The 21841-nt window shown below is 75.9% G+C and carries 21 protein-coding genes; 10 read left to right on the forward strand and 11 right to left on the reverse strand.

Features of this window, described 5'->3' with window-relative positions; translation table 11 throughout:
* The 6 genes from PIR53_13965 to PIR53_13990 form a co-directional block, all read right to left on the reverse strand.
* Positions 1-411, reverse strand: coding sequence for a TadE family type IV pilus minor pilin (locus PIR53_13965; GenBank protein WZH51117.1), 411 nt, complete (start codon positions 409-411; stop codon positions 1-3).
* Positions 411-635, reverse strand: a complete 225-nt coding sequence (locus tag PIR53_13970) for a DUF4244 domain-containing protein (GenBank protein ID WZH51118.1) — start codon at positions 633-635, stop codon at positions 411-413. The genes PIR53_13965 and PIR53_13970 overlap by 1 nt, the downstream gene beginning before the upstream one ends.
* Positions 636-772: 137 nt before the next feature.
* Positions 773-1504 carry a type II secretion system F family protein gene (locus PIR53_13975; GenBank protein ID WZH51119.1) on the reverse strand — a complete coding sequence of 244 codons (732 nt, stop codon included), beginning with the start codon at positions 1502-1504 and terminating at the stop codon, positions 773-775.
* A complete protein-coding gene (locus tag PIR53_13980; GenBank protein WZH51120.1) occupies positions 1501-2319 on the reverse strand; it encodes a hypothetical protein in 819 nt (272 codons plus the stop codon). The genes PIR53_13975 and PIR53_13980 overlap by 4 nt, the downstream gene beginning before the upstream one ends.
* Positions 2316-3488 (reverse strand): TadA family conjugal transfer-associated ATPase, encoded by a 1173-nt coding sequence (locus PIR53_13985; GenBank protein WZH51121.1) that lies wholly within the window; start codon positions 3486-3488, stop codon positions 2316-2318. The genes PIR53_13980 and PIR53_13985 overlap by 4 nt, the downstream gene beginning before the upstream one ends.
* Positions 3485-4633: a septum site determining protein gene (locus PIR53_13990; protein WZH51122.1), complete on the reverse strand. Its 1149-nt coding sequence runs from the start codon at positions 4631-4633 to the stop codon at positions 3485-3487. Before PIR53_13990 ends, PIR53_13985 begins: the two co-directional genes overlap by 4 nt.
* Before the next feature lie 211 nt (positions 4634-4844).
* Between PIR53_13990 and PIR53_13995 the strand changes: the two genes are divergently transcribed.
* From PIR53_13995 to PIR53_14010, 4 genes are read left to right on the forward strand one after another with little or no spacing between them, the layout of a single operon-like run.
* On the forward strand, positions 4845-5402 hold the full coding sequence (locus tag PIR53_13995; GenBank protein WZH51123.1) for a hypothetical protein: 558 nt from the start codon (positions 4845-4847) through the stop codon (positions 5400-5402).
* Positions 5402-6763 carry a hypothetical protein gene (locus PIR53_14000; GenBank protein ID WZH51124.1) on the forward strand — a complete coding sequence of 454 codons (1362 nt, stop codon included), beginning with the start codon at positions 5402-5404 and terminating at the stop codon, positions 6761-6763. The genes PIR53_13995 and PIR53_14000 overlap by 1 nt, the downstream gene beginning before the upstream one ends.
* A 38-nt stretch (positions 6764-6801) precedes the next feature.
* A complete protein-coding gene (locus PIR53_14005) occupies positions 6802-7146 on the forward strand; it encodes a hypothetical protein (GenBank protein ID WZH51125.1) in 345 nt (114 codons plus the stop codon).
* A 60-nt stretch (positions 7147-7206) separates the two neighbouring features.
* Complete coding sequence (locus PIR53_14010) at positions 7207-8019, forward strand: HAD-IB family hydrolase (protein WZH51126.1); 813 nt, start codon at positions 7207-7209, stop codon at positions 8017-8019.
* A gap of 306 nt (positions 8020-8325) precedes the next feature.
* Here PIR53_14010 and PIR53_14015 read toward each other — a convergent pair whose 3' ends face one another.
* Positions 8326-9063, reverse strand: a complete 738-nt coding sequence (locus tag PIR53_14015) for an oxidoreductase (GenBank protein WZH51127.1) — start codon at positions 9061-9063, stop codon at positions 8326-8328.
* Between the two features lie 115 nt (positions 9064-9178).
* A complete protein-coding gene (locus tag PIR53_14020) occupies positions 9179-11656 on the reverse strand; it encodes a bifunctional UDP-sugar hydrolase/5'-nucleotidase (GenBank protein ID WZH51128.1) in 2478 nt (825 codons plus the stop codon).
* A 271-nt stretch (positions 11657-11927) separates the two neighbouring features.
* Between PIR53_14020 and PIR53_14025 the strand changes: the two genes are divergently transcribed.
* The 5 genes from PIR53_14025 to PIR53_14045 are packed head-to-tail and all read left to right on the forward strand — an operon-like array spanning position 11928 to position 17087.
* Positions 11928-13061: a hypothetical protein gene (locus tag PIR53_14025; protein WZH51129.1), complete on the forward strand. Its 1134-nt coding sequence runs from the start codon at positions 11928-11930 to the stop codon at positions 13059-13061.
* A gap of 5 nt (positions 13062-13066) precedes the next feature.
* Entirely contained in the window at positions 13067-14230 is a 1164-nt protein-coding gene (locus tag PIR53_14030; GenBank protein WZH51130.1) for a histidine kinase, read from the forward strand.
* Between the two features lie 28 nt (positions 14231-14258).
* Positions 14259-15053 carry a LytTR family DNA-binding domain-containing protein gene (locus PIR53_14035; GenBank protein ID WZH51131.1) on the forward strand — a complete coding sequence of 265 codons (795 nt, stop codon included), beginning with the start codon at positions 14259-14261 and terminating at the stop codon, positions 15051-15053.
* 49 nt (positions 15054-15102) lie between these two features.
* Positions 15103-15471, forward strand: coding sequence for a hypothetical protein (locus PIR53_14040; GenBank protein ID WZH51132.1), 369 nt, complete (start codon positions 15103-15105; stop codon positions 15469-15471).
* The gene (locus tag PIR53_14045) at positions 15468-17087 is read left to right on the forward strand and encodes a cation acetate symporter (GenBank protein WZH51133.1); all 1620 of its coding nucleotides are present in this window, start codon (positions 15468-15470) and stop codon (positions 17085-17087) included. Before PIR53_14040 ends, PIR53_14045 begins: the two co-directional genes overlap by 4 nt.
* On the opposite strand, the gene PIR53_14050 is transcribed toward PIR53_14045, so the two are convergent.
* Positions 17038-18240: a TDT family transporter gene (locus tag PIR53_14050; protein WZH51134.1), complete on the reverse strand. Its 1203-nt coding sequence runs from the start codon at positions 18238-18240 to the stop codon at positions 17038-17040. The two genes, PIR53_14045 and PIR53_14050, sit on opposite strands and share 50 nt — an antisense overlap.
* A gap of 93 nt (positions 18241-18333) precedes the next feature.
* Here PIR53_14050 and PIR53_14055 point away from each other — a divergent pair, with 93 nt between their 5' ends.
* On the forward strand, positions 18334-19260 hold the full coding sequence (locus PIR53_14055; GenBank protein WZH51135.1) for a LysR family transcriptional regulator: 927 nt from the start codon (positions 18334-18336) through the stop codon (positions 19258-19260).
* A gap of 30 nt (positions 19261-19290) precedes the next feature.
* Here the strand turns inward: PIR53_14055 and PIR53_14060 are convergent, their stop codons facing one another.
* Together PIR53_14060 and PIR53_14065 are read right to left on the reverse strand one after the other, a co-directional pair.
* A complete protein-coding gene (locus PIR53_14060; GenBank protein WZH51136.1) occupies positions 19291-20304 on the reverse strand; it encodes an Abi-alpha family protein in 1014 nt (337 codons plus the stop codon).
* Positions 20301-21629, reverse strand: coding sequence for a hypothetical protein (locus PIR53_14065; GenBank protein WZH51137.1), 1329 nt, complete (start codon positions 21627-21629; stop codon positions 20301-20303). The genes PIR53_14060 and PIR53_14065 overlap by 4 nt, the downstream gene beginning before the upstream one ends.
* Positions 21630-21841 lie beyond the last annotated feature (212 nt).

Below are 21841 nucleotides of genomic sequence, written 5' to 3' on the forward strand. Positions count from 1 at the left end.
TCACTGCTCCTCCCGGGCGGCCACCGCGGTCGCACTCAGGGGCACCGAGGGCGCCCACGCGAGGAGCGCGGGACCCTCGACCCTGACCCGCACGGTCGCGGTCACCTCGGACTCCCCCGTCGCCACGGTCACCGTCGCGCCGTCCGGAGCCACGCGCCGGCCAGCGGCCACGCTCGCCGCCGTGCCGTCGTCCCGCGCCGCGGCCCGCGCTGCCTCCCGGGCCGCGTCGACCACCTGCACCTGCACGAACGCCAGACCCACCATCCAGGTCAGAGCGAGGGTGACGAGGACGAGCAGCGGGAGCACCATGACCGTCTCGGCCGTGACCGCACCCCGTTGGTCACGGCGCCGACCCGCGGCGACGCGGACCGGGAGGACGCGCCCGCTCCGCGCGGGTCGGCGCCGGCCCATCAGCCGATGCCGATCAGGCCGAGCACGTGCTCGAACATCGACGTCAGCATCTGGTTGCCGAGGCCACCGGTGAGCAGCTGGTAGGCCAGCCCGGCGAGACCGGCTCCCGCCGCCGTGCCCACGGCGTACTCCGCCGTCGTGATCCCCCGCTGGTCACCGGTGCCGCCGACGGTCCGGCCCGCCAGCCGCGCGACGCGGCTCCGCACGCTCCTCGTGAGGCGCATGGTCATCCCCCTTCCGGCCGGTGGGACCGTCCCGCCGACCTGGGACGACCCTCCCCCGCCGACGGCCCCCGCGATCGGGGCGACGGGTCGCCTGGGGACGACCACCTCCCCGCGGCCACCTGGGGAGAGGCAGCGGCTCACCACCGCAGTCCCTCCACAGCGGCGGCGACGAGCGGGACGATCCCGAGCAGGAGGAACGCCGGCAGCAGGCACAGCCCCAGCGGCACGGCCGCACGCACGCCGACCGCCCGCGCCCGGTCCTCCACCCGCGCGCGGGCCTGCTCGTCGAGCTCCTCGGCCAGGGCCGCCACGGCGTCGGTGACGACCATGCCCGCCTCGTGCGAGCGAGCCATGACGCGCGCGAGGGGCGCCAGCCCGGGGCTGTCCGCCGCGAGGCGGGTCCACACCTCCCCGGCGTCGAGACCGAGGTCGAGACGCGCGGCGACGGGGGCGAGCTCGTCGGCGGCGGCGCCCGGCAGCGCCGCGCGCGCCGCACCGAGCGCCCCGGCGGGACCGGCGCCCGACGCGAGCGCCGCCCCGAACAGCTCGACGAAGGCGGGGAGCTCCTGCGCGAGGCGGGCCCGCCGGCGGCGTGCCTCGGGCGGCTCCGCTCGTCGCAGGAGCACCCACAGCCCCACCGCGGCGGCCACGGCCGCGGGCCAGGCGAGCAGCCCGCTGAGGAACGTGCCGACGCCGAGGGCCGCCGACGCGCACCACAGCGGCGCCAGGCGACGCACCCGGTCGTCGCGCGGTCGCGACGGACCGGTGGCGGCCGGGGTGGGTTCTTCCAGGCGCGGGGGCGCCGCGAGGGCGACCGCCGCCGCGGCACCCGCCGCCGCCAGCAGGACGATGCCGCTGCCGCCGCTCACCGGACCTCCAGGACGTCGTCCGCGATCCGCTCGATCCAGAGCAGGCCGGCAGCGCCGAAGGCCAGTCCCCCGGCCAGGCACCCGAGCCCCAGGGGCGTGACGAGGAGGAAGTGGAGCGGATTGCCACCCGTGGTGCCCCCGAGGAGCAGGGCGACGAGGGGCAGGCCGGCCATGAGGCGAGCCGTGGCGCGGGCCGATGCGAGCTCGGAGGCCACCACGCGCCGGGTGGCCTCGGTCGCGCGCACGAGGCGGGCGACACGCGTGAGGGCGTCGGCGAGCCCGGCACCCGTGCGGGCGCTGATCTGCCAGGCCGCGGCGACCAGACCGAGGGCGTCCGCACCGGGCAGGCTCGCCAGGGCGCGCCACGCCGCGACGGTGTCGGCGCCGAGGGTGTCGGCGCGCCGCACGGCGTCGACGGAGGGCCACTCACGGGCCGCCGCGGCGAGGGCGACGGACGGGGCGCGGCCGGCCCGCAGCTCGCCCGCCAGGAGCTCGCAGAGGCCCACGACGCGTTCCCGGTTCCGCGCGGCCAGCCGTCCCTCCCGGCGGCGCCGCAGGAGCGTCCGCCCACCCAGCACGACCCCGGCGGCGAGCAACGCCCAGACGGTGGCCCGCACCCCACCGACCACGGCCGCCGTCGCCCCCAGGGTGAGCGCCCCCGCGGCGACCGCGGTGCGCCGACCGACCGTCGGCGCGCTCGCCGGCCCCGCTCGCCGGTGGGCCACCGCCGGGCCCGGCCGCCAGCCCACGAGCACGGCAGCGGCCGCCGCCAGCCCGGCGAGGAGCAGGAGGTCCGCTCCCGGGTCCGCGGTCACGACGGATCCCCCGCGTCGCGGTCGAGCAGGTGCGCGAGCCGGTCGGCACCCGCGTGCTCGACGAGACGCCCGGCGGCGTCGAACGCGACGGCGACCCGGGTCTCGACGAGGCCGTCGTCGCGGCGTACGGGCACGGCCACCTGGGCGAGCCGGCGCCGACCGTCGCGGCCGCGCGCCACGTGGACCACCACGTCGAGCGCGGCGGCGACCTGCGCGTGCGCCGCCTCCCGGCTGAGCCCCGCAGCCTGGGCGAGCGCCTCGATGCGGGCGACGACGTCACCGGCCCCGTTGGCGTGGATGGTGCCGCAGCCGCCCTCGTGACCGGTGTTGAGGGCGGCGAGCAGGTCGACCACCTCCCCACCCCGCACCTCGCCGACGACCAGGCGGTCCGGGCGCATGCGGAGCGCCTGCCGCACGAGCGTGCGGACGGTGACCTCGCCGGCGCCCTCGACGTTCGGCGGGCGGGCCTCGAGCGCCACGACGTGGGGATGGGCCGGCCGGAGCTCGCTCGCGTCCTCGACGAGGACGATCCGCTCCGCATCGGGCACCAGCCCGAGCAGGGCGCCGAGCAGGGTCGTCTTGCCCGTCCCGGTGCCACCGCTGACGAGGAACGCGAGCCGCTGCGCGACCACGCGTCGCAGCAGCCGCGCGCCGGGACCGCTGACCGCACCGCGCGCCTGGAGGTCGTCGAGCCCGAAACGGCCGCGCGGCGGCACCCGGAGGCTGACCAGCGTGCCGGGACGTGCGACCGGGGCCAGCACGGCGTGGAACCGCGTGCCGTCCGCGAGGCGGGCGTCCACGTGGGGCACCGCGTCGTCGAGCCGCCGACCCGCCTGGGCGGCGAGGCGCTGGGCGAGCCGCCGCACGGCCGCCTCGTCCGGGAACCGGACGTCGGTGAGCTCGAGGCCGCGGCCGACGTCGACGTAGACCTCCGCCGGGCCGTTGACGAGGACGTCGGAGACCCCCGGTCGGAGGAGGAGCGGGTCGAGCGGCCCCGCCCCGAGCACCTCACGCCGCAGCTCCTCGTGCACCGCGAGCACCGTCGCGTCGCCGACCGGTCGGCCGTGCGCCCGCAGCGCCGCCGCGACCCGCGCCGGCGTGACGTCGCCGCCCTCGCCCGCGAGCCGCTCGCGCACGAGGTCCACGAGGCCGCCGACCGCGGCGCTCACGCGGCCCCTCCCGCCGGCCACCGCGCCGCGTGCTCCGGGAGCAGCGCCAGCACGTCGCGCGCGGTGCGCGCGAGGCCGCGCGACGGGCGGAGCCCGCCGACGCCGAGGTGGACGTCCTCCACGGCTCGGGGCTGGTCGGGCAGGCGCGCGACGACGGGGGCGCCGACCGCTCCTGCGACCACGCCCTCGTCCGCAGCCCGCCCCCGGAGCACCACACCCACCGGGACCTGGGCCCCGAGGCCGTCGACCCGGTGGCGCGCGGCCACGAGACCCGGGGCCGTGCCCGGCACCACGAGCACCGCGAGGTCGCTGCGGGCGAGCACGTCGGCGGCCACGGCGTCGTCGCGGCGACCCACGTCGACGACGACCGTGCCGTGCGCCTTGACCGCGGCCGCCAGCACCTCGGCCAGCACCGTCGGACGGGGCGGTGGCCCGGGGGCGCCGCCGGTCGCACCCCCGACAGCCCGGCCGGCGTCGTCCCAGGCGAGCACCCGTAGACCGCCGCGGCCGGGCAGCGCGTCGCGCAGCGCCGGGCCGCTGAGGCGCCCCACGACCTCGTCGAGCGCGGACCAGCGGATGCCCGCCACCGTCTCCAGGCCGAGCACGCGGTCGACGCCGGCTCCGGCCGGGTCGAGGTCCACCACGAGGGCCGGGGCGTCCTCGGCAGCCACGAGCCCCAGCACGCAGGCCAGGGTCGTGGCCCCGACGCCGCCGGTCGCCCCGGCCACCGCGACCGTGCGGGCGGTGTGCGGCGACGCCTCCAGGGCGGCCAGCAGCTCCCCCAGCCACGCCTCGCCGTCGGGCAGCACCACCACCTCCTCGGCCCCCAGCGCCAGCGCCGCGCGCAACACCTCGTGCCCGACCTCCGCGGCCGCTACGACGTGCACGTCGCCCCGCCGCGCCGGACGTCGCTCCGCCAGCGCGACCGCGGCGTCCTGGCCGACGAGCACCAGCGGGGCCCGGCGCCAGGCGGCAAGCGCCTCGGCGACGCCGGCCGTCACCTGCACGCTCGCGCCCGACGCCGCGGCCAGCCGCTCCACCTGCGCCGCCAGACCGGCCGACCGGGTCACGAGCACGGGGCGGGTCGGGGGCGGCGGTGCGGCACGGAGCTCGGCGGTGGTCGGACCGGGGCGACGGCGTCTCATGGGTCCGACGATGCGTCGGGGGCGAGGCGCGGCGTACCGCTCCGGCCCGACCTGGGGACGAGCAGGCCGTGCAGGACCGCTGGGGACGGGGAGCGGGCCGACCGCACGACCCGGAACCTTCCACCTCCCCAACACGCGACCGAGCGGGGAACGTGGACTCCCTGGCCCTCCCCGCCCCGAAACCCACCGTCCCCGTCGAAAGGCGGCTGCCGTGCCCGACGTCCCGTCCCCCGCGCTCCCCCCGCACGTCGCCCTCCGGATCGCGGTCACGACGGGCCGGCGCACCACGCGGAGCGACCTCGTGCTCGTGGGCAGCCGGGGTTCGATCCACACGCCGCTGGGCTCGCCCGACGCGACCATCAGCGAGTTCCCCGTGGCCCGGCTCTGGCCCACCGTCCGCGCGCTGCTGCCCGCCGACAGCGTGGCCCGCAGCGCGCCCGCGGTCACCCGCGCCGCCGACCGCGTGCCCGTCGACGCGGAGGAGGCAGCGATCCTGCCGGCGCTCGTGCGGCACGCGGTCACCGTGACCGTCACGGCCCGCCCGTCCGGCACCGAGGCCGACGCCGAGGCCGCGGCCACCACCGACACCCTCGCGCTGCGCACCTGGCTGCTGACGGCACGGGACCTCTACTCCGTGACGGCGGCCGCCGACGGCTCGACCACGGTGCTGCGGGAGCGCGCCGGGGCGCTGGCCGCGACCCTGCAGTGGGACGTGGCCGGGGCGCTCGACCACCTCGTCGGGACGCTCGCCGCGACCGGAGCCGCGTGATGAGCACCGTCACCCACGGGATGGACACGGCGGCCGGCCTGGCCGCCGCGGACGACCTGACAGGCGGCGCCGCGCAGATCGACGCCCTCGCCGCCCGGCTGGACGCCGCGCTGGCGGACTTCGACTGGTGGGGGCCGGACGCCGAACGGGTGCGCGCGGACTGGTCGTTCACGCAGCGTCCCCACCTCGAGCTCGTGGCCGAGCACCTCTCCGAGCTCGCTCTCCGGCTCCGGGCGGAGGCCGACGAGCAGGACCGCGCGTCCGGCGGCACGGGCGAGGGCGGCACCGGCCCCGCCGGCCCGGGCGCCGCCGCGCAGCGCGGCCTCCTCGATCGCATCGGCTCGTGGATCGGCGACCGCCTCCAGGCCGGCGGGGTCGCGCTCGGGCGCTTCCTCGGCGGCGCGACCGACCTGCAGGGCAAGATCGTCGACGTCCTCACCGGTCAGCGGGACTGGAGCGTGTCGGCCATCGCGGCGAGCGCCCTCGGCACCGTCGGCGCCGCCCTCGGGGTCGGGGCCAACGTCGGCACCGGCGTCGACCAGCGCTGGCTCGCGCACGGCCGGGGCGCCGCGGGCGACCCCGTCGCCGTCCCGACGTCCGACACGGGGCTCAGCCACCGCCCCGCCCTCGAGCAGCCCCGCTCGCTCGACACGATCATGCAGTCGGTGACGGACGCCTACGCGAACGGCACCACCGAGGGCAGCAACGGCGAGGTGCGCATCGTGCGGGTCGACAACGGCACCGGGCCCCCGGCGTACATCGTCAACGTGCCCGGCACGGAGACCTGGACGCCGTCGGCCGGCAGCATGCCGCGCGACCTGAGCGCCAACCTGCAGCTCATGGCCGGCAACCCGACGGCAGCGGCCGAGAGCGTGCGGGCGGCGATGGAGCGGGCCGGGATCCCCCCGGGCTCCCCCGTGCTGCTCGTCGGCCACTCGCAGGGCGGCATGATCACCGGCCACCTGGCGACCGACCCCGCCTTCCGGGAGCGGTTCAACGTGACGAACATGGTCACCTACGGCGCCCCGATCGACCACCTGGACGTGCGCGGCGTGGACGTGCTCCAGATGGGTCACGCGCTCGACCCGGTGCCCCGCACCGACCTCGAGGGGCTCGGCACCTCGCACTCCCCGACCAGCCGCCACGTCGACCTGCCGAGCCCCGGCGCCTGGAACGACGTGCTCACCAACCACAGCCACGAGGCCTACATCCGCTCCGTGCACGACGCGCTCGCGTCCGACACGCCGCTCGGGGCGGAGCTGCGGGCCTACCAGGCCGCCGGGTCGATGGCGCCGTTCCTCGTCGGGCCGACCGGCACGGCGACCGCCGTCGACGTGCCCGTCGAGCGGCTTCCCGACTGAGGGTCCCGCCGACCGCGCGGATCAGCGAGGATGGCCCGATGGGGTGGATGACGCGGTTGCTGGGCGGTTCCGGGCGCAGTGACGCGCAGGTGCAGGCGCAGCTGGTGAGCGCCGTCCGCGCGCTCCCGGGGGTCACCGACCAGGACCTCGTGCTCCGCACCGACGCGAGCGGCGGCGGGTCCCTCAAGGGGTACGTCGCGGTCGCCGACACCGCCGGCTTCGAGCAGGCCCTCGCGGCGCTCGGCCGGGTGCTGGGCCGCGACGGGAACCGGGTCGCCGTGTACGCCGTGGGGCGGCTCCCCGATGGCACCGTGGTCGCCCCCACCGACGTCGGGTTCCGGTCGCGCCCGTCGGGGACGGAGCTGCACGAGCGGTACTCCTGACCCCGGCCGGCGCGAGGAGCAGCGCGGGCCCCGACCCGGTGCGACGGCTATCCTCACGACATGCCGGAGCGCACCGGAGCCCAGAGCCGCCGCACCGCGGCGTTCTTCGACCTCGACAAGACGATCATCGCGAAGTCGAGCACGCTCGCGTTCTCGAAGCCGTTCCAGGCCGGCGGCCTCATCTCCCGCCGCGCGGTGCTGCGCTCGGCCTACGCGCAGTTCGTCTACCTCGTCGGCGGCGCGGACCACGACCAGATGGAGAAGATGCGGCAGTTCCTGTCGGCGCTCACCGCGGGCTGGGACGTCGCCACGGTCCGCGAGATCGTCGCCGACACGCTCCACAACGTGGTCGACCCGCTGGTGTACGACGAGGCCGTCACCCTCATCGAGGAGCACCGCCTCGCCGGTCGCGACGTCGTGATCGTGTCGACCTCGGGCTCCGAGGTGGTCGAGCCGATCGGCGCGATGCTCGGCGCGGACCGGGTCGTGGCGACCCGGCTCGTCGAGGAGGAGGGCCGCTACACGGGCGAGATCGCCTACTACGCCTACGCCGAGGAGAAGGCGCGGGCCGTGCGGGCACTGGCCGAGGAGCGCGGCTACGACCTGGACGCCTGCTACGCCTACAGCGACTCGATCACCGACGTGCCGATGCTCGAGGCGGTGGGGCACCCCTACGCCGTGAACCCCGATCGCGAGCTGCGGAAGGTCGCGATCGCCAACGACTGGCCGGTGCTGGTCTTCACCCGGCCCGTGGCGCTGCGGAGCCAGCTGCCGCCGGCCGGGCCGACGCTCGCGGCGCTCGCGCTCGGCGGCGCCCTCACCGTGGCGGGCGTGGTGTGGACCCAGGTGCGCAAGCGCCGCCAGCCGGTCTGAGCGGACCCGATCACGGCGACGGGGGCCGGAAGTTACCGCCCGGGAACCCTTGCGTGACGTGGGTCACAGAGGCACAGTGGTGGTCACGCAGCACCCCGGATCCGGACCGGGAACTCCACAGGGACTTCACGCACCACCGGGTACCCACGCGGCGACCCACCCTTCTGACAGGGCGCACGTCGACGGGAGACTCCCGAGGCGGCAGATGAGTGCACGCTTGGTAGCCAGCGGCGGTGCGTGTCAGCGACGGCCCCCGGATCCACGCGATTCCGGGGGCCGTCTGCTGCCCTCGCTCCCCTGCCGGCCTCAGCTCGCGTCGCGGCGCAGCGGGCTCGCCTCGGCGCCCGCCGCGTAGGCCTCGGCCGCGTAGAGCAGCCAGGCGTGCACGCCGGACGCGCTCCCGCTGCGGTAGCCGCGGAGGTTCGACTCGTACTCCGCCCGCACTGCCAGGTGCCCCGCCTCCGGGACGACCAGGGACTTCTCGTCGAGCCCGCGGGCGACGAGCACCAACCGCTCGGCCGCGCGGGCCACGATGCCGTTGTGCGACGGGAACGGCGCGGCACACGCGATCTCGGCGTGGACCACGGCCGCCACGACCAGGGCCGGCACCTCGCGGGAGGTGAGCAGCAGGTCCGCGGTGCTCCGGAGCCGCGCCGCGCCCTCCGCGTCGCGCGGACGGCCGCGGCGCTCGTCGGGCAACGCCCCGGTCGCGGCCAGCGCGTGGAGCCGTGCGAACGCCATGAGCGGCGCCGTGCGCAGCTGGGGCGCGAGCCCCAGCAGCTGCGTGGAGACCCGCACGGCGTCCTGGGCGATCTCGTCGCCCGTGCCCGCGCGCACCTCCGCCAGCGTCGACGCCGACCCCTCCAGCACCGCGCTGGCGTGGGCGCCCCGCAGCAGCGACTCGGCGGTGAGCTCGGGCGAGGTGCGGCGCAGGCCCCGGTCGCGCAGCATGACGTCGATGCCGTCCCGCGCCGCGGCGTACGCCGATCCCACCCCCTCGAGGGCGACGAGGTGGCTCAGCGGATCGGGCGCGACGTCGGGCACGAGCGCGAGGGTAGCGACCCGCCGCCGGCACCACGACCCGGGAAGGGCCGCGAACGCGACAGGGAGCCGCCCCGGGGGGCGACTCCCTGCCTGCTGGTGGAACGGGTGGAACGGATCAGCGGATGATGCGGACCCCGCGGGTCGAGGCCGACGGCGCCGTGAGGGCGTTGCCGTCGATCCAGACCGTGATCAGGTGGTTGCCCACGCGGCCGGGGGGCATCGTGAAGTTCGCGCGACCGCTGACGACGAGGACCTGGTAGCCCTTGCCGCCGTAGGAGATGTTCGCGCGACCCGTGTAGGGGACGCCGCTGGAGTTGCCGACCTGGATCCCGAGGGTCGGCGTGGCGCCGGCCTTCACCGGGTTCGGCACCGTCAGCAGGACCACCGACGGCGCACGGCCGATCGTGACCCGCACGCCGACGGCGGAGCGGGCGGTCTGGGCGTCACCGCTGTAGTAGAAGCCGATGTTGTAGGTGCCCGGCTTCCAGTTGCTCGGCACGGTGGGACGGGCGACGCCGTTGACGACCGTGGCCGTCTGGCGGTAGCCGTTCCAGCGCATCTCGACCGTGCCGGTCGCGGTGGCGTCCGACGTGATGCGGATCGGGACCTGCACGCCCTTGCCGACGGTGGTGGTGACGGCCGTGGCCGGACCGGTGGCGGTGGAGGCGGTGCGCTCGTCGACGACGGCGATCGGGCCGACGGCCGTGCCGGTGGGCTCGGCGACCAGGTAGATCTCGTCGCCCTCGTAGGCCGACAGCGGGACCTCGACGGCGATCGTCGCCGCGCCGGCCGTGACCGTGGCCTCGCCGGCGACGTCGACGACCTCGCCCTCCTCGTCGACCACGTAGGCCGTGAGGTCGGTGTTCGCGGGCGAGCCCAGCGAGGTGAGGTCGAGGTTGCTCACGCTGATCTCGGCGGCGTCGCCGATCCCGAGCACGGTGGGCATGCCGGGCGCGACGACCTGGTGCTTGGCGAAGTCGGGCTCGATCGGGCTGGCGTCCTCGAGGTAGGAGAACCAGAGCTCACGGTCGACGAGACCGGTGTCGCGCGTGGTGCCCTCCTTGAAGGCGGTGAAGCTGTCGCCACCGCCCGCGAGGAAGCTGAACGTCGAGACCGTGTAGGTCTCCTCGGGCTGCACGAGCACGCCGTCGATCCAGATGTTCTCGACGCGGCTGCCGGCCGGGGCCGACGGGTTCGTCGTGATCGCGACGTTGTCCGACGTGCCGAGACGCAGCGTCGAGCTGCGGCCCTCGACGGGCCACTGCTGCTCGAAGACCTGCGCGAGCTCGGCGCCCGTCAGCTCGACGAGCGCGACGTTGTTGAGGAACGGCAGCACGTTGTTGGCCTCGGCGACGGTGACGACGCCGTCGGTGTTGGCCGGGTTGTTGGCCGTGTTGCCCTGGTAGAGCAGGTCGTCCCGCAGGCCGCCGGGGTTGGTGATGCCGAGGTCGGGCGTGCCGATGTTCTCGGGGACGCCGTCACGCAGCGCGTTGCCGACGAGCGTGCCGAGGGTCGACTCCACCGAGCGGTCCGTCGCGCCCGGGGCGCTGTAGGCGCGGGTGATGTCGGCGGTGATCTCGCCGACCGGCTCGTTGCCCACCTCGGCCGCGTAGTCCAGGGCCTCCTTGGTGATCGCGTCGACCGCGGCGACGCGCGGCAGCGTCGTGTCGGCCGTGGCGACACGGGCGACGTTCTGCTGCGTGTACGCCGTGACCTCGCCGGTCTCGCTGTCGACCGTCAGGTTCACCTGGCCGATGTTCTCGCCGTACTGGCCCGTCTGCAGCACGGGGCGCGTGCGCTCCGTGCCGGGGATCGGCGCGTCGTAGGCGTACTTCTGGTGGGTGTGGCCCGTGAAGATCACGTCGACCGCGGCGCTCGTCCCGTCGACGATCTCGGCGAACTCGGGACGGTTGGCCTTCGCCGCGTCGAGCCCGGTCGTCAGGTTCGCGCCCTCGTGGTACTGCGCGACGATGACGTCGGCCTCGCCGTTCGCGGCGTCGCCGTCGGAGAGCTCGGCCGCGACGCGGTTGACCGCCTCGACGGGGTCGCCGAAGTCGATGGTCTCGATGCCGGCGGGCGAGACGATGTCGGCGGTCTCCAGCGTGACGGCGCCGATGACACCGACGGTCAGGCCGCCGACCTCGAACTCGGCGTACTCCGGCAGCGCCGGCGTGTCCGTACCCTTCTCGTAGACGTTCGCCCCGAGGTAGTCGAAGTCGGCCGTCTCCGCGACGAGACCGGTGAGGTTGTCGTAGCCCTGGTCGAACTCGTGGTTGCCGACGCCCGACGTCGCGACCTCGAGGGCGTTGAGCACCTCGAGGGTCGGGACGTCCTCCTGCACGGCCGAGGCGAAGATGCTCGCCCCGATGCTGTCGCCGTTGCTCATGAGGAGCGTGTTCGGGTTCTGGGCCCGCAGCTGCTCGATCGTGGTGGCGAACTTGGTGGTGTTCGCGTCGATGCGGCCGTGGAAGTCGTTGAAGTTGAGGAGCTGGATCGAGACGGGCGCTGCACTCGCGGACGGCGCGAGCGCCACCGGCACGACGGCGCACAGACCGGCGGTGACGGCGAGCGCCGACAGCCGGGCAGCGCTCACGCGCAGGCGGTGGGTCTGGGAACGGGGCAACGGACTACCTCTCGGAAGGTAAAGGGGTGGCTTCGGCACGCTAACCCGTGAATCTCCTGAGGACCACGTATACGGAGATGAAGGATCCGTAACGAACTGAGAAAGCGGACGGGCTGAGTCCGTGGCCGACGGGGCGCCACGAGCGGCGGATCCACCGGCGGCTCGACCGGCGGCTCGAGCATCGACGGGACGGCGTGGCGAGCGACCGCGTCCCGCCCGCGCCGGTAGCCTCTGGCCCATCATGGACCGCCTGTCCGACCGCACCCGCGCCGCCTCCGCCTTCCCCCCCGACGCCGCCGCCTGGCTGGCCGGTCCGTCGGGGCGCACCGTGGTGCTCGTGGGCGACCCCCGCAGCACCGCCCCGCTCGAGGAGGCGCTCGCCGCCCTCGGGTACGACGTGCGCTCCAGCCTCGACGGCACCATGAGCCTGCCGGACCGGTCCGTCGACGCGATCGTGTCGTTCGACCTCTGCCCCGAGCCCGAGGTGGCCGCGCGCGTGCTGCGCCCCGGCGGCCAGGTCGCCGTGCTGGTGCAGGCGCACGACCACCGCATCCCGTGGGTGCGCAAGCTGCGCGCGGCCCTGCGGCTCCCCGAGCCGGTCGACCCGTCGGGCCCGATGGCGGCGTCGCCCTACTTCGGTCCCGTCTCCACCGACACCTTCCGGCACTGGCAGGTCGTCACGCGCGAGACGCTGGCCGAGGTCGTGCGCGCCCTGCCGGCGGTGCTCGCCCGGAGCCAGTCCGAGGCCGCCCGCGCGGTCGACGAGGCCGAGCGGCTCTACGACGACTACGGCCGCGGCCCCGACGGCATGCAGCTGCCCTGGATCAGCCACTGCTACCGCGCCCCCGTGCTGGGCGAGGCCTGGGCCATGGTCACCGAGCGCGCCCGCGCAGCCGCCGAGGCGGCGGCACTCGCCGAGCGGGCGGCCCGCAACGCGGCCCGCGCGTCCGAGGAGGCAGCCGACACGGCGACCGACACGGCTGACGCCGGTCCCACGCCGTACGACGTCGACGCGGACACCGACGCCGTCGAGGGCCACGCCGTCGCGGCGGGCGAGACCGGGGAGAGCACCGAGGCCATGGACGCCGACGCCCTGCGCGCGGCCGTGCACGGCACCGACGGGCGTCCGGCGTACCCGCCCCCGGCCCGACCGCGGCCGTCCTTCGACATGGGCGACACGGCGGAGGGGATCATCACCTACGTCGTCGACACCGGTGAGATCGCGCCGGTGCGCGCCCCGCTCGCCGTGGACGAGTCCGGCGGCGAGCAGACCCAGCCGCTCAGCGCCTTCCGCGTGCTCGGCGAGACCGGCGACGCGGAGCCCGACGCGCACGACGGGCCGGACGACCCCGACCTGCTCATCCGCTTCCGCTGACCCGCGTGGCCCGCTGGAGCCGCCGCCGCACTGCGCTCGGCACCGAGGCCGACCGGGCGACCTTCCGCACCCTGCACACGGCGTCGCTCGCGGCGCCGGCGCTGCGGGAGGGGTTGCGCCCCGACAGCGCCGCCCGCGCGATCGGCCACCTGCGGGCCCTGCTCGGTACGCCCGGGGTGGGCCTGACCGGTCCGACGGCGGTGCTCGCCTGGGACGGCGCGGGCTCCCACCACGAGGGCGACCTCGGCGCGCTCGCCGCCCGCGCGGTCGCGGCGGGCAGCACCCTGCTGGCGACCCCCGCCGACCTCCGCTGCGCGGCCCCGGACTGCGTGCTGCGCGGCGCCATCGCGAGCCCGCTCGTGGTCGAGGACGACGTCGTGGGCACGCTCGCCGTGCTCGCGCCCCAGGTCACGGGGCGGCTCGTGCGGGCCACCGACGAGGTCGCGGTGTGGGTCTCGGGCCAGCTCGAGCTCGCGGAGCTCGACGCCTCGCGCACCCGGCTCGTCGAGGCGGAGGTGCGGGCGCTCCGGGCGCAGATCAGCCCGCACTTCATCTACAACTCGCTGGGCGCCATCGCCTCGTTCGTGCGCACCGACCCGGACCGCGCCCGGGAGCTGCTGCTCGAGTTCGCCGACTTCACGCGCTACTCCTTCCGGCGGCACGGCGAGTTCACGACGCTGGCCGAGGAGCTGCGGGCGATCGAGCGCTACCTCGTGCTCGAGCAGGCGCGCTTCGGCGACCGGCTGGCGGTGCGGCTCCGGATCGCTCCCGAGGTGCTGGGCGTGACCGTCCCGTTCCTCTGCCTGCAGCCCCTCGTCGAGAACGCCGTGCGCCACGGGCTGGCGGGCTCACCGCGGCCCGTCACGACGGTGTCCATCGTGGCCCGCGACCTCGGCCGCACCTGCGTCGTCGAGATCGAGGACGACGGCGCGGGAGAGGACCCCGAGCGCATCGCCGCCGTGCTGGCGGGGACGCCCGGCTCCCCCGGCACCGCCGACTCCCCCGGCACGTCGGAGGGCGCCCACCCCTCCGTGGGGCTCGGCAACGTGGACGCCCGTCTGCGCGCGACGTACGGCGAGGACGCGGGCCTCGTCGTCGAGACCGCGCCCGGCGCGGGGACCAAGGTCGTCGTGCGGATCCCGAAGTTCGCGCCGGGGGTGCACGCGTGAGCCGGGAGCTCCGGCTACCGTCACCTCCGTGACCCAGGCCACTCCCTCCCCGGCGCCGGGCCCGCCGGGCCTCGTCGCGCTCGTGGTCGACGACGAGCAGCCGGCGCGCGACGAGCTCGCCTGGCTCCTCGAGCGGCACCCGCGCATCGGCCGCGTCGTGACGAGCTCCTCGGCGACCGAGGCGCTCCGGGTGCTCCACGACGGGGGCGGGGAGGGCAGCATCGACGTCGTCTTCCTCGACATCGCCATGCCCGGCCTCACGGGGCTCGAGCTGGCCGGCGTGTTCGCCGCCTTCCGCGAGCCGCCCGCCGTGGTGTTCGTGACGGCCCACGAGGAGCACGCCCTCGAGGCGTTCGACCTCAGCGCGGTCGACTACCTGCTGAAGCCGCTGCGCGAGGACCGGCTGGCCGAGGCCGTCCGCCGCGTGCTCGACCGGAGCGTCCGGACGACGACCGCCAGCCCCCGCCCGGCACCCGACGAGCAGGTCCGCGTCGAGCGGGGCGGCGTCACCCGCTTCCTGCCGCGCTCGGCCATCACCCACGTCGAGGCCCAGGGCGACTACGCGCGGCTCCACGCCCGCGTCGAGGGCGAGTCCGCGTCGTACCTGGTGCGCACGCCGCTCGCCACCCTCGAGGAGGAGTGGGCGGACGCCGGGTTCGTGCGCGTGCACCGCTCGCTGCTCGTCGCGCTCGGCCACGTGCAGGAGGTGCGGATGGAGGCGGGGCGCTGCACGGTGCTCGTCGACGGCACGGAGCTCGGCGTCAGCCGACGGCACACGCGGACGCTGCGCGAGGTGCTGGCCGGGTACGTCGGGGCGCGCTGAGGTGCCGGACGTCCCCGGCACGCCCGGTCCCCGGCCACCGTCGGAGCGCGTGCGCGTCACCGGTCCGCCGCGGCGCGGCGCCCGGCGGCCCACCGGCGCCGAGCAGATCGACGCGGGCACGGCGGTCGGCGAGGTCTACCTGCGCTCCCTGCTCGCCGAGCAGCTGCGCCTCGGGCTGGCGGTGGTCGGCACCCTCGCCCTGACGCTCGGCTCGCTGCCCGTCGTGTTCTACCTCGCGCCCGGGCTCGCCGACGTACGCGTGCTGGGGGTGCCGCTGGCGTGGGCGGTGCTGGCGGGGGCGGTCTACCCGTTCCTGTTCGTGCTGGGGTGGGTGCACGTGCGGCGCTCGGAGGCCAACGAGCGCGACTTCGCCCAGCTCGTCGCGCGCGAGGAGCCGCCGTCGGGGACCGACGCGTGAGCGACCCGCTCGACCCGCGCTGGGGAGGCGCGGCGGTCGCGGCGGTCGTCGCGGTGACGCTGGTGATCTCCGCCTGGGGCCTGCGCTCGTCGCGGACCACGAGCGACTTCTTCGTGGCGTCGCGCCGGGTGCGGCCGATGCTCAACGCCTCCGCGATCGGCGGGGAGTACGTCTCGGCGGCGTCCTTCCTCGGGGTGGCCGGGCTGGTGCTGGCCTACGGCGCGGAGATGCTCTGGTACCCGGTCGGCTGGACCGCCGGCTACCTCGTGCTGCTCGCCCTCGTCGCCGCCCCGCTGCGCCGCTCGGGGGCCTACACGCTGCCCGACTTCGCCGAGGCGCGGCTGGCGTCGGGGCGGGTCCGCGCGGTGTCGGCCCTGCTCGTGGTGACGATCGGGTGGCTCTACCTGCTGCCGCAGTTCCAGGGCGCCGGGCTGACGCTCGCGGTCGTGACGGGCGCGCCGTCGTGGCTCGGCGGGCCGGTCGTGGCGGTCGTCGTGCTCGTCGGCGTCGCCTCGGGCGGGATGCGCTCGATCACGTTCGTGCAGGCGTTCCAGTACTGGCTCAAGCTCGCCGCCCTCCTCGCGCCGCTGGCCGTGCTCGTCGTGGTGTGGCACGGCGACGGCCGCCCGCTGCCCCGGGACCTGGGCACGGGGCTCGCCGGGGCGGGCGCCGGCGACAGCTGGTCGACGCCCTTCGGCGGCGGCATCTCCGGCCTGGCGGCCGGGCCGGAGGGGCTCTACCTCACCTACTCGGTCATGGTCGCGACGTTCCTCGGCGCCATGGGCCTGCCCCACGTGGTCGTGCGCTTCTACACCAACCCCGACGGCCGCGCCGCCCGCCGCACGACCCTCGGGGTGCTCGGGCTGCTGGGGTTCTTCTACCTGCTCCCGCCCGTGTACGGCGCGCTCGGCCGCGCCTACGACACCGACGGCGGGCTGGACGGCGCCGACACGATGGTGCTGCGCCTGCCGGGGCTCATGACCGACGGGCTGCTCGCCGACTCCCTCACGGCCGTGCTGACCGCGGGGGCGTTCGCCGCCTTCCTCTCCACCTCCTCCGGCCTCACCATCGCCGTGGCGGGCGTGCTCAGCCAGGCCGTGACCCCCTCGGGCCGCGGGGGGCGCACGGTGGCGGGGCGCGGCGTACCGGCCCCGGTGCGGCAGCTGCTGCCGCGCTGGCGGGTCGAGCCCGTGACGGCCTTCCGGGTCGGCGCCGTGCTGGCCGTGACGGTGCCGTGCGCCGCGGCTCTGGTCTCCCCCGGCCTGCCCGTGGCGCGCTCCGTCGGTCTCGCCTTCGCCGTCGCCGCCTCGACCTTCTGCCCCCTCCTCGTGCTGGGGATCTGGTGGCGCGGCCTCACCGACGTCGGTGCGCTCGCCGGGCTCGTCGTGGGCGGGCTCGGCTCCGGCGTCGGCGTGGTCGCCGCGCTGCTGGTGCCCGACGCGGGCGGCGGGTGGGGTACGGCGCTGCTCACCCAGCCCGCCGCCTGGAGCGTGCCGCTCGCGTTCGCCGTCATGGTGCTGGTCAGCCGGGCCACACCGCGGCGCGTGCCGGTGGGCGTCGACCGGTTCATGGTGCGGCTGCACACGCCCGAGACCGTGCCGCTGGACCGGGGCTGACGGGCCCGTTCTCGCGGCGCGGCGGCAGGAGCAGGGTGCCGCGGTGGATCCCGCGCACCGTGCGGGCGGCGACCACCGCCCACGCGACGAGCAGCAGGACGAGGAGCAGCCCCGCGAGCACCTGCAGCGCCACGAGGCGCGTGGCGGCCGCCAGGCCCGAGGTGCCGGTGACGAGGGTGCCGACCGGGAACGTGAACGACCACCAGGCGAGACCGAAGGGGAGCCCGACCCGCGCCGTACGGGCGGTGACGACCACGGCGAGGGCCAGCCACAGCAGCGCGAAGCCGAGGACGGGGACGCCGTAGAGCAGCGTGGTCGCCGCGAAGGCCCGCCCGAGGGGAGCGCCGAGGACATCGGGGGCGAGCTGCCCGAGGTGGTGGGTCGCGGTGATCGACTGTCCCAGCGGCCCAAGCACGAGCCACAGGGTCGGGACCGTGGCCGCGGCACCCACGCCGTGCCGGACGAGGCGCTGCCAGATGAGCACCGTCGTCAGGGCGCAGGCCACCAGGCTCAGGCCGACGAACATGGCGCAGAAGGTCAGCATCGTCCGCTGGGCCTGCCCGGCCGGGAGGTGCGGGACCAGCAGGGCGCCGGTCGCGGCGCTCACCATCGGCGGCACGACGGACAGCAGCCAGGTGCCGGACGCCGCGTCGGCGCCGACGTCGTGGCGGGTGAACGCCGTGCACGGCACGAGCACGGCGGTGAGGAGGCCGAGCGCCGTGCCCACCGTCCAGAGCGTCACGTCCACGACGAGCGCTGGGCCGGTGCCGAGGACGCGGTGGCCGACGAGCAGGGTCGCGGCGCCGACGACCATGAGCGCCATGGCCGGCGCGCCGTAGAAGTGGGCCATCACCGGGTCGGCGAGGTGGCCGCGGGCCGCGGCGGAGTGGCGGATCCAGTGGCCGACCGTGGCCACGGCGACGGCGAGGAGCGCGGCCGAGGCCAGCAGCCAGAACGCGAGCGCCGCGGGAGCCGCGCCCGGCAGGGCGAAGGGCAGCGAGGCGAGCGCGACGGCGACGATGCCGGTGCCCATGACCGGCGCGAACCAGTTGGGCCCGATGTGGGCCAGGGCGGGGGCTCCGTCGAGGTCGCGCAGGAAGCCGGTGCGCGAGAAGCCGGTGCGCGGGTCGCGCTCGGCGGTGAGGGCGGTCATGGCTCCAGCGTGCTGGCGGCGGGGCGCCACGGGAACCCGTCAGGAGCTTGTGACCTCACAAGGCCAGCCTGTGGGCAGCGGTAAGGTCGCCTTGTGACACTCCCCGACCTGGACTCCCTGCGCCTGCTCGAGGCCGTGGCCCGCACCGGCAGCATCGGGACGGCCGCCCGCGAGGCCGGGGTGTCCCAGCAGGCGGCGTCCCAGCGCCTGCGCACGATGGAGGCCGAGCTGCGCCTGCCGCTGCTGCAGCGCGGTCCGTCGGGCTCGACCCTCACCCCGTCCGGTCGGCTCGTCGTCGAGTGGAGCACGGCGGTGCTGGCACGCGCCGACGAGATGGAGGCGGCGGTGCAGACCCTGCGGGACCAGCGCTCCGGCGAGCTCCACGTCTACGCGTCGATGACGACCGCCGAGCACCTCGTGCCCCGGTGGCTCGTGCGCCTCCGGAGCGAGAGCGCGGTGCACGCCTCGCTCGTCGCCGCCAACACGGGCGCCGTGGTCGACGCCGTGCGTCGCGGCGAGGCGGACGTGGGATTCACCGAGGGGTCCGGCGACCTCGTGGGCCTCGCCCGCCAGGTCGTGGGCGGCGACCGGCTCACCCTCGTGGTCGCCCCCGACGACCCGTGGGCGGGTCGACGCGCGGTGACCGCCGCGGCGGTCAGCGGCCGGCGCCTCACCAGCCGGGAGCCCGGCTCCGGCACCCGGCAGGTCGCGGAGGACGCGTTCCGGGCCGCGGGGCACGCGCTCGCGGTCCCGGAGGTCGAGCTCACCACCAACGCGGCCGTCCTCGCCACGGTCCGCGCCGGCGGCGCCCCGGCCCTGCTCAGCGACCTCGCCCTCGTCGGGGCGAGCGACCTCGTCGTGCTGCCCGTGCGGGGGGTCGACCTGACCCGGCAGTTCCACGCAGTATGGCTCGGGGGCAGCCGGCCCCCGGCGGGCCCGGTCCGCGACCTGCTCGGCGTCGCCGGGCGCGTGCCGCCGCAACGGGCCCGACCGGCGCCTCCGGCTGCTGCGGGGCGGTAGGCGCGGCGTACCGGCGCGGGCGCCGGGGCCTCAGCCGCGGGGCAGCTCCTTCTCGCCGGCCGCGGCTGGCGGCGCGAGGTGGGCCGGGAACGCGGCGGCGGTGGCCTCGTCCTCGGTGGTGAAGCACATGCGCGCGAAGTCCACGCCGAACGGCGTGAGGTGGAGGCTCCGGCGGAGCACCTTGGGGAACTTGACCGAGTGCATCGCCGCGAGCACGTCGGGCTGGGCCTCCACGACCTGGTAGCGCAGCAGGTCGTCGAGCGCCTCCGACGACTGCCAGACGAGGCCGAGGCGGGAGAGGTTGTTGAGGTACTGCGGCACGAGGTCCACGTGGCGCAGCCCCGCGCGTGCGCCGATCATGTTGAGGCCGCGCGCGACGAGCTGCGAGTTGACCATGCCGACCGGGCCGCCGGTGCGGACGTCCACCGACGGCTGAGGTCCGTCCTTGAGCAGCAGCACGATGATGCGGGCCTCGTCGGGGGCGAGGTCGCCGAGGATGCGCTCGTAGGCCGGGTGGCCGGTCTCCGGGTGCCACACGTCGCGCGACTGCTCGAGCAGCTTGGCGCCCTTCGCCCGGAGCCGCTCGGCCTCGGACTCGCGACGGGACAGGCCACCGCCCTCGGGGACGGGCGGGACGGCCGTCTCCCCCGGCAGCCGCAGCTGCGCGACCGCCTGCGAGAGCGGCAGCCCCGACGACACGCCCCTGGCGATGCCGGCGACCACGGCCGCGGCCTCGTTGAGGTCACGCGAGAGCTCGGCGGCCGCTTGCGGGTCGACCATGGCGCGGGCGAGCTTGAGGCCGGTGCGGGTCGAGGCGGTCACGCCCCACTCGGCGGTGTGCAGCGCCGTCGCGGCGGCGATCCGGGCGAGACCGGGGAGCGCGTCGACGGCCGGGCTCAGCGTGGCCGGGACCCGGTCCGAGATCGCGTCGGCCAGCGCCGTGGGCACGAGCGAGCTGCGGCGGGCCGGGACGAGGGCCGCGAAGCCGCGACGACGCGGCGGGGGCAGGGCGCGCGGAGGACGGTGCTGACCGCTGTCGCTCACTGACCCCCCACTCCGAAGATCCACAGGTGGAGGAACCCGCCGGCCGCCCCCATGATCGCGCCGTGAGCGTAGAGCATCCACTCGTCCTCCTTGATGGCCGCTCGCATCATCTCGACGAAGTCCCGTGGCGGGAGCTCCTTCGTGCGCTGGGCGATCAGGGTGCGGATCTTCTCGGACTGGCGCGCGGAGAAGGCCGGGTCTTGGAACGGCTTGAGCGTGCGGCCCACCGCCTCCTGGGCGACGGAGTCCTTGATGGTGTCGAAGCGGGTCGTGCCCACGGCGACCCGGACGGCCGCACGGGCCGGGCCGATCGCGCCGTCGATGGCGGGCTTGAGCGCGGTCGCGAGCATCTGTCGCGTGCGGTCGCCCCGCGGACCGTCGAGGAGGAAGTCGCCGATCCGCTCCAGCGTGATGACGTCGCTCGCGATGTGCTGCGCGTAGATCTCCGCCGCGGCGGCCTGGCGCCGGGGGAAGAGGCCCTGCAGCGTGAAGGGCCCGATCTTGCGAGGCTCCGGCGGGTCGAAGATCAGCCACATGCCGAGCAGGTTGGTGATCCAGCCGACGATGACGCCCATGACGGGCAGGGCCCACCACTGGCCGAAGGCGTGGTCGATGATCGCGACGGGGATGCCGAGCAGGAAGCCGAAGATCGCCCCGAAGACCACCATCAGCCGCAGCTCGCGCGCACCGAAGTCGCGGAAAATCCGGACCACGAGGTCGGGGTTCTGCTCGAAGTGGTCGATCACCATGATCTTCGGGTCGAGCAGTTGGTCGATGTGGATGCCGATCTCGGTCGTCACGCGGCGTACCACCTGCGGGAGCTGCGCCTGCACCCGCTCCACGACGGCCGAGCGGACCGGGCGCGGCAGGTCGTGCCACAGCCGGGGGTGCTCGCGCTCCATCACCTGGTTCACCAGGTCGGGGATGTCGGGCGAGAACATCTCGACGATGTGCTCGGCGATCTTCTCCGGCTCCAGCTCCTGGTAGAACTCCGCAGGCGTGCCGAGCTTCGCGATCGCCTTGTCGACGGCGATGCTGCCCATCTTCCCGGCGCGCGCGGGCACGATCCCCTGCCACCCGAGACCGCCCGAGAGGAACCCGGGGATCTCCTGCACCTTGCGCGGCGACGCCGTCGCCAGCTCCTTGAGCCCCGGCACGCGGAAGCCGTGGAAGTGCGTCGGCGAGAACAGCATCCACAGGCCCGACCAGTTGATGAGCCAGCCGATCACGGACGTGAAGACGGGGATGGACCAGAAGTGGACCCAGTTCATGTGCGCGAGGTAGTCGCGCAGCCAGTCCAGCGCTGCTTCGAGCGTCGACCTCACCACCTCGTGCCGCACGGCGTCGTTGCCGCTGGTCAGTCCCTGTGCGCACCGTAGCGCCCGGACGGGCGTCGCGGCCCCGGTACGACGGGCAGGAATGTGACATCCATGCTGTCACATCGGGTGAACGGCGGGGGTGGCGTCGGGTCACGGTGCGGGGCGGGATCGCCCTTGGATGCCGGGACTAGCGTCGACGCACTGCCGTCCCTCGGAAG

The organism is Nocardioides alkalitolerans, from assembly GCA_038184435.1.
Taxonomy (GTDB): domain Bacteria; phylum Actinomycetota; class Actinomycetes; order Propionibacteriales; family Nocardioidaceae; genus Nocardioides; species Nocardioides alkalitolerans_A.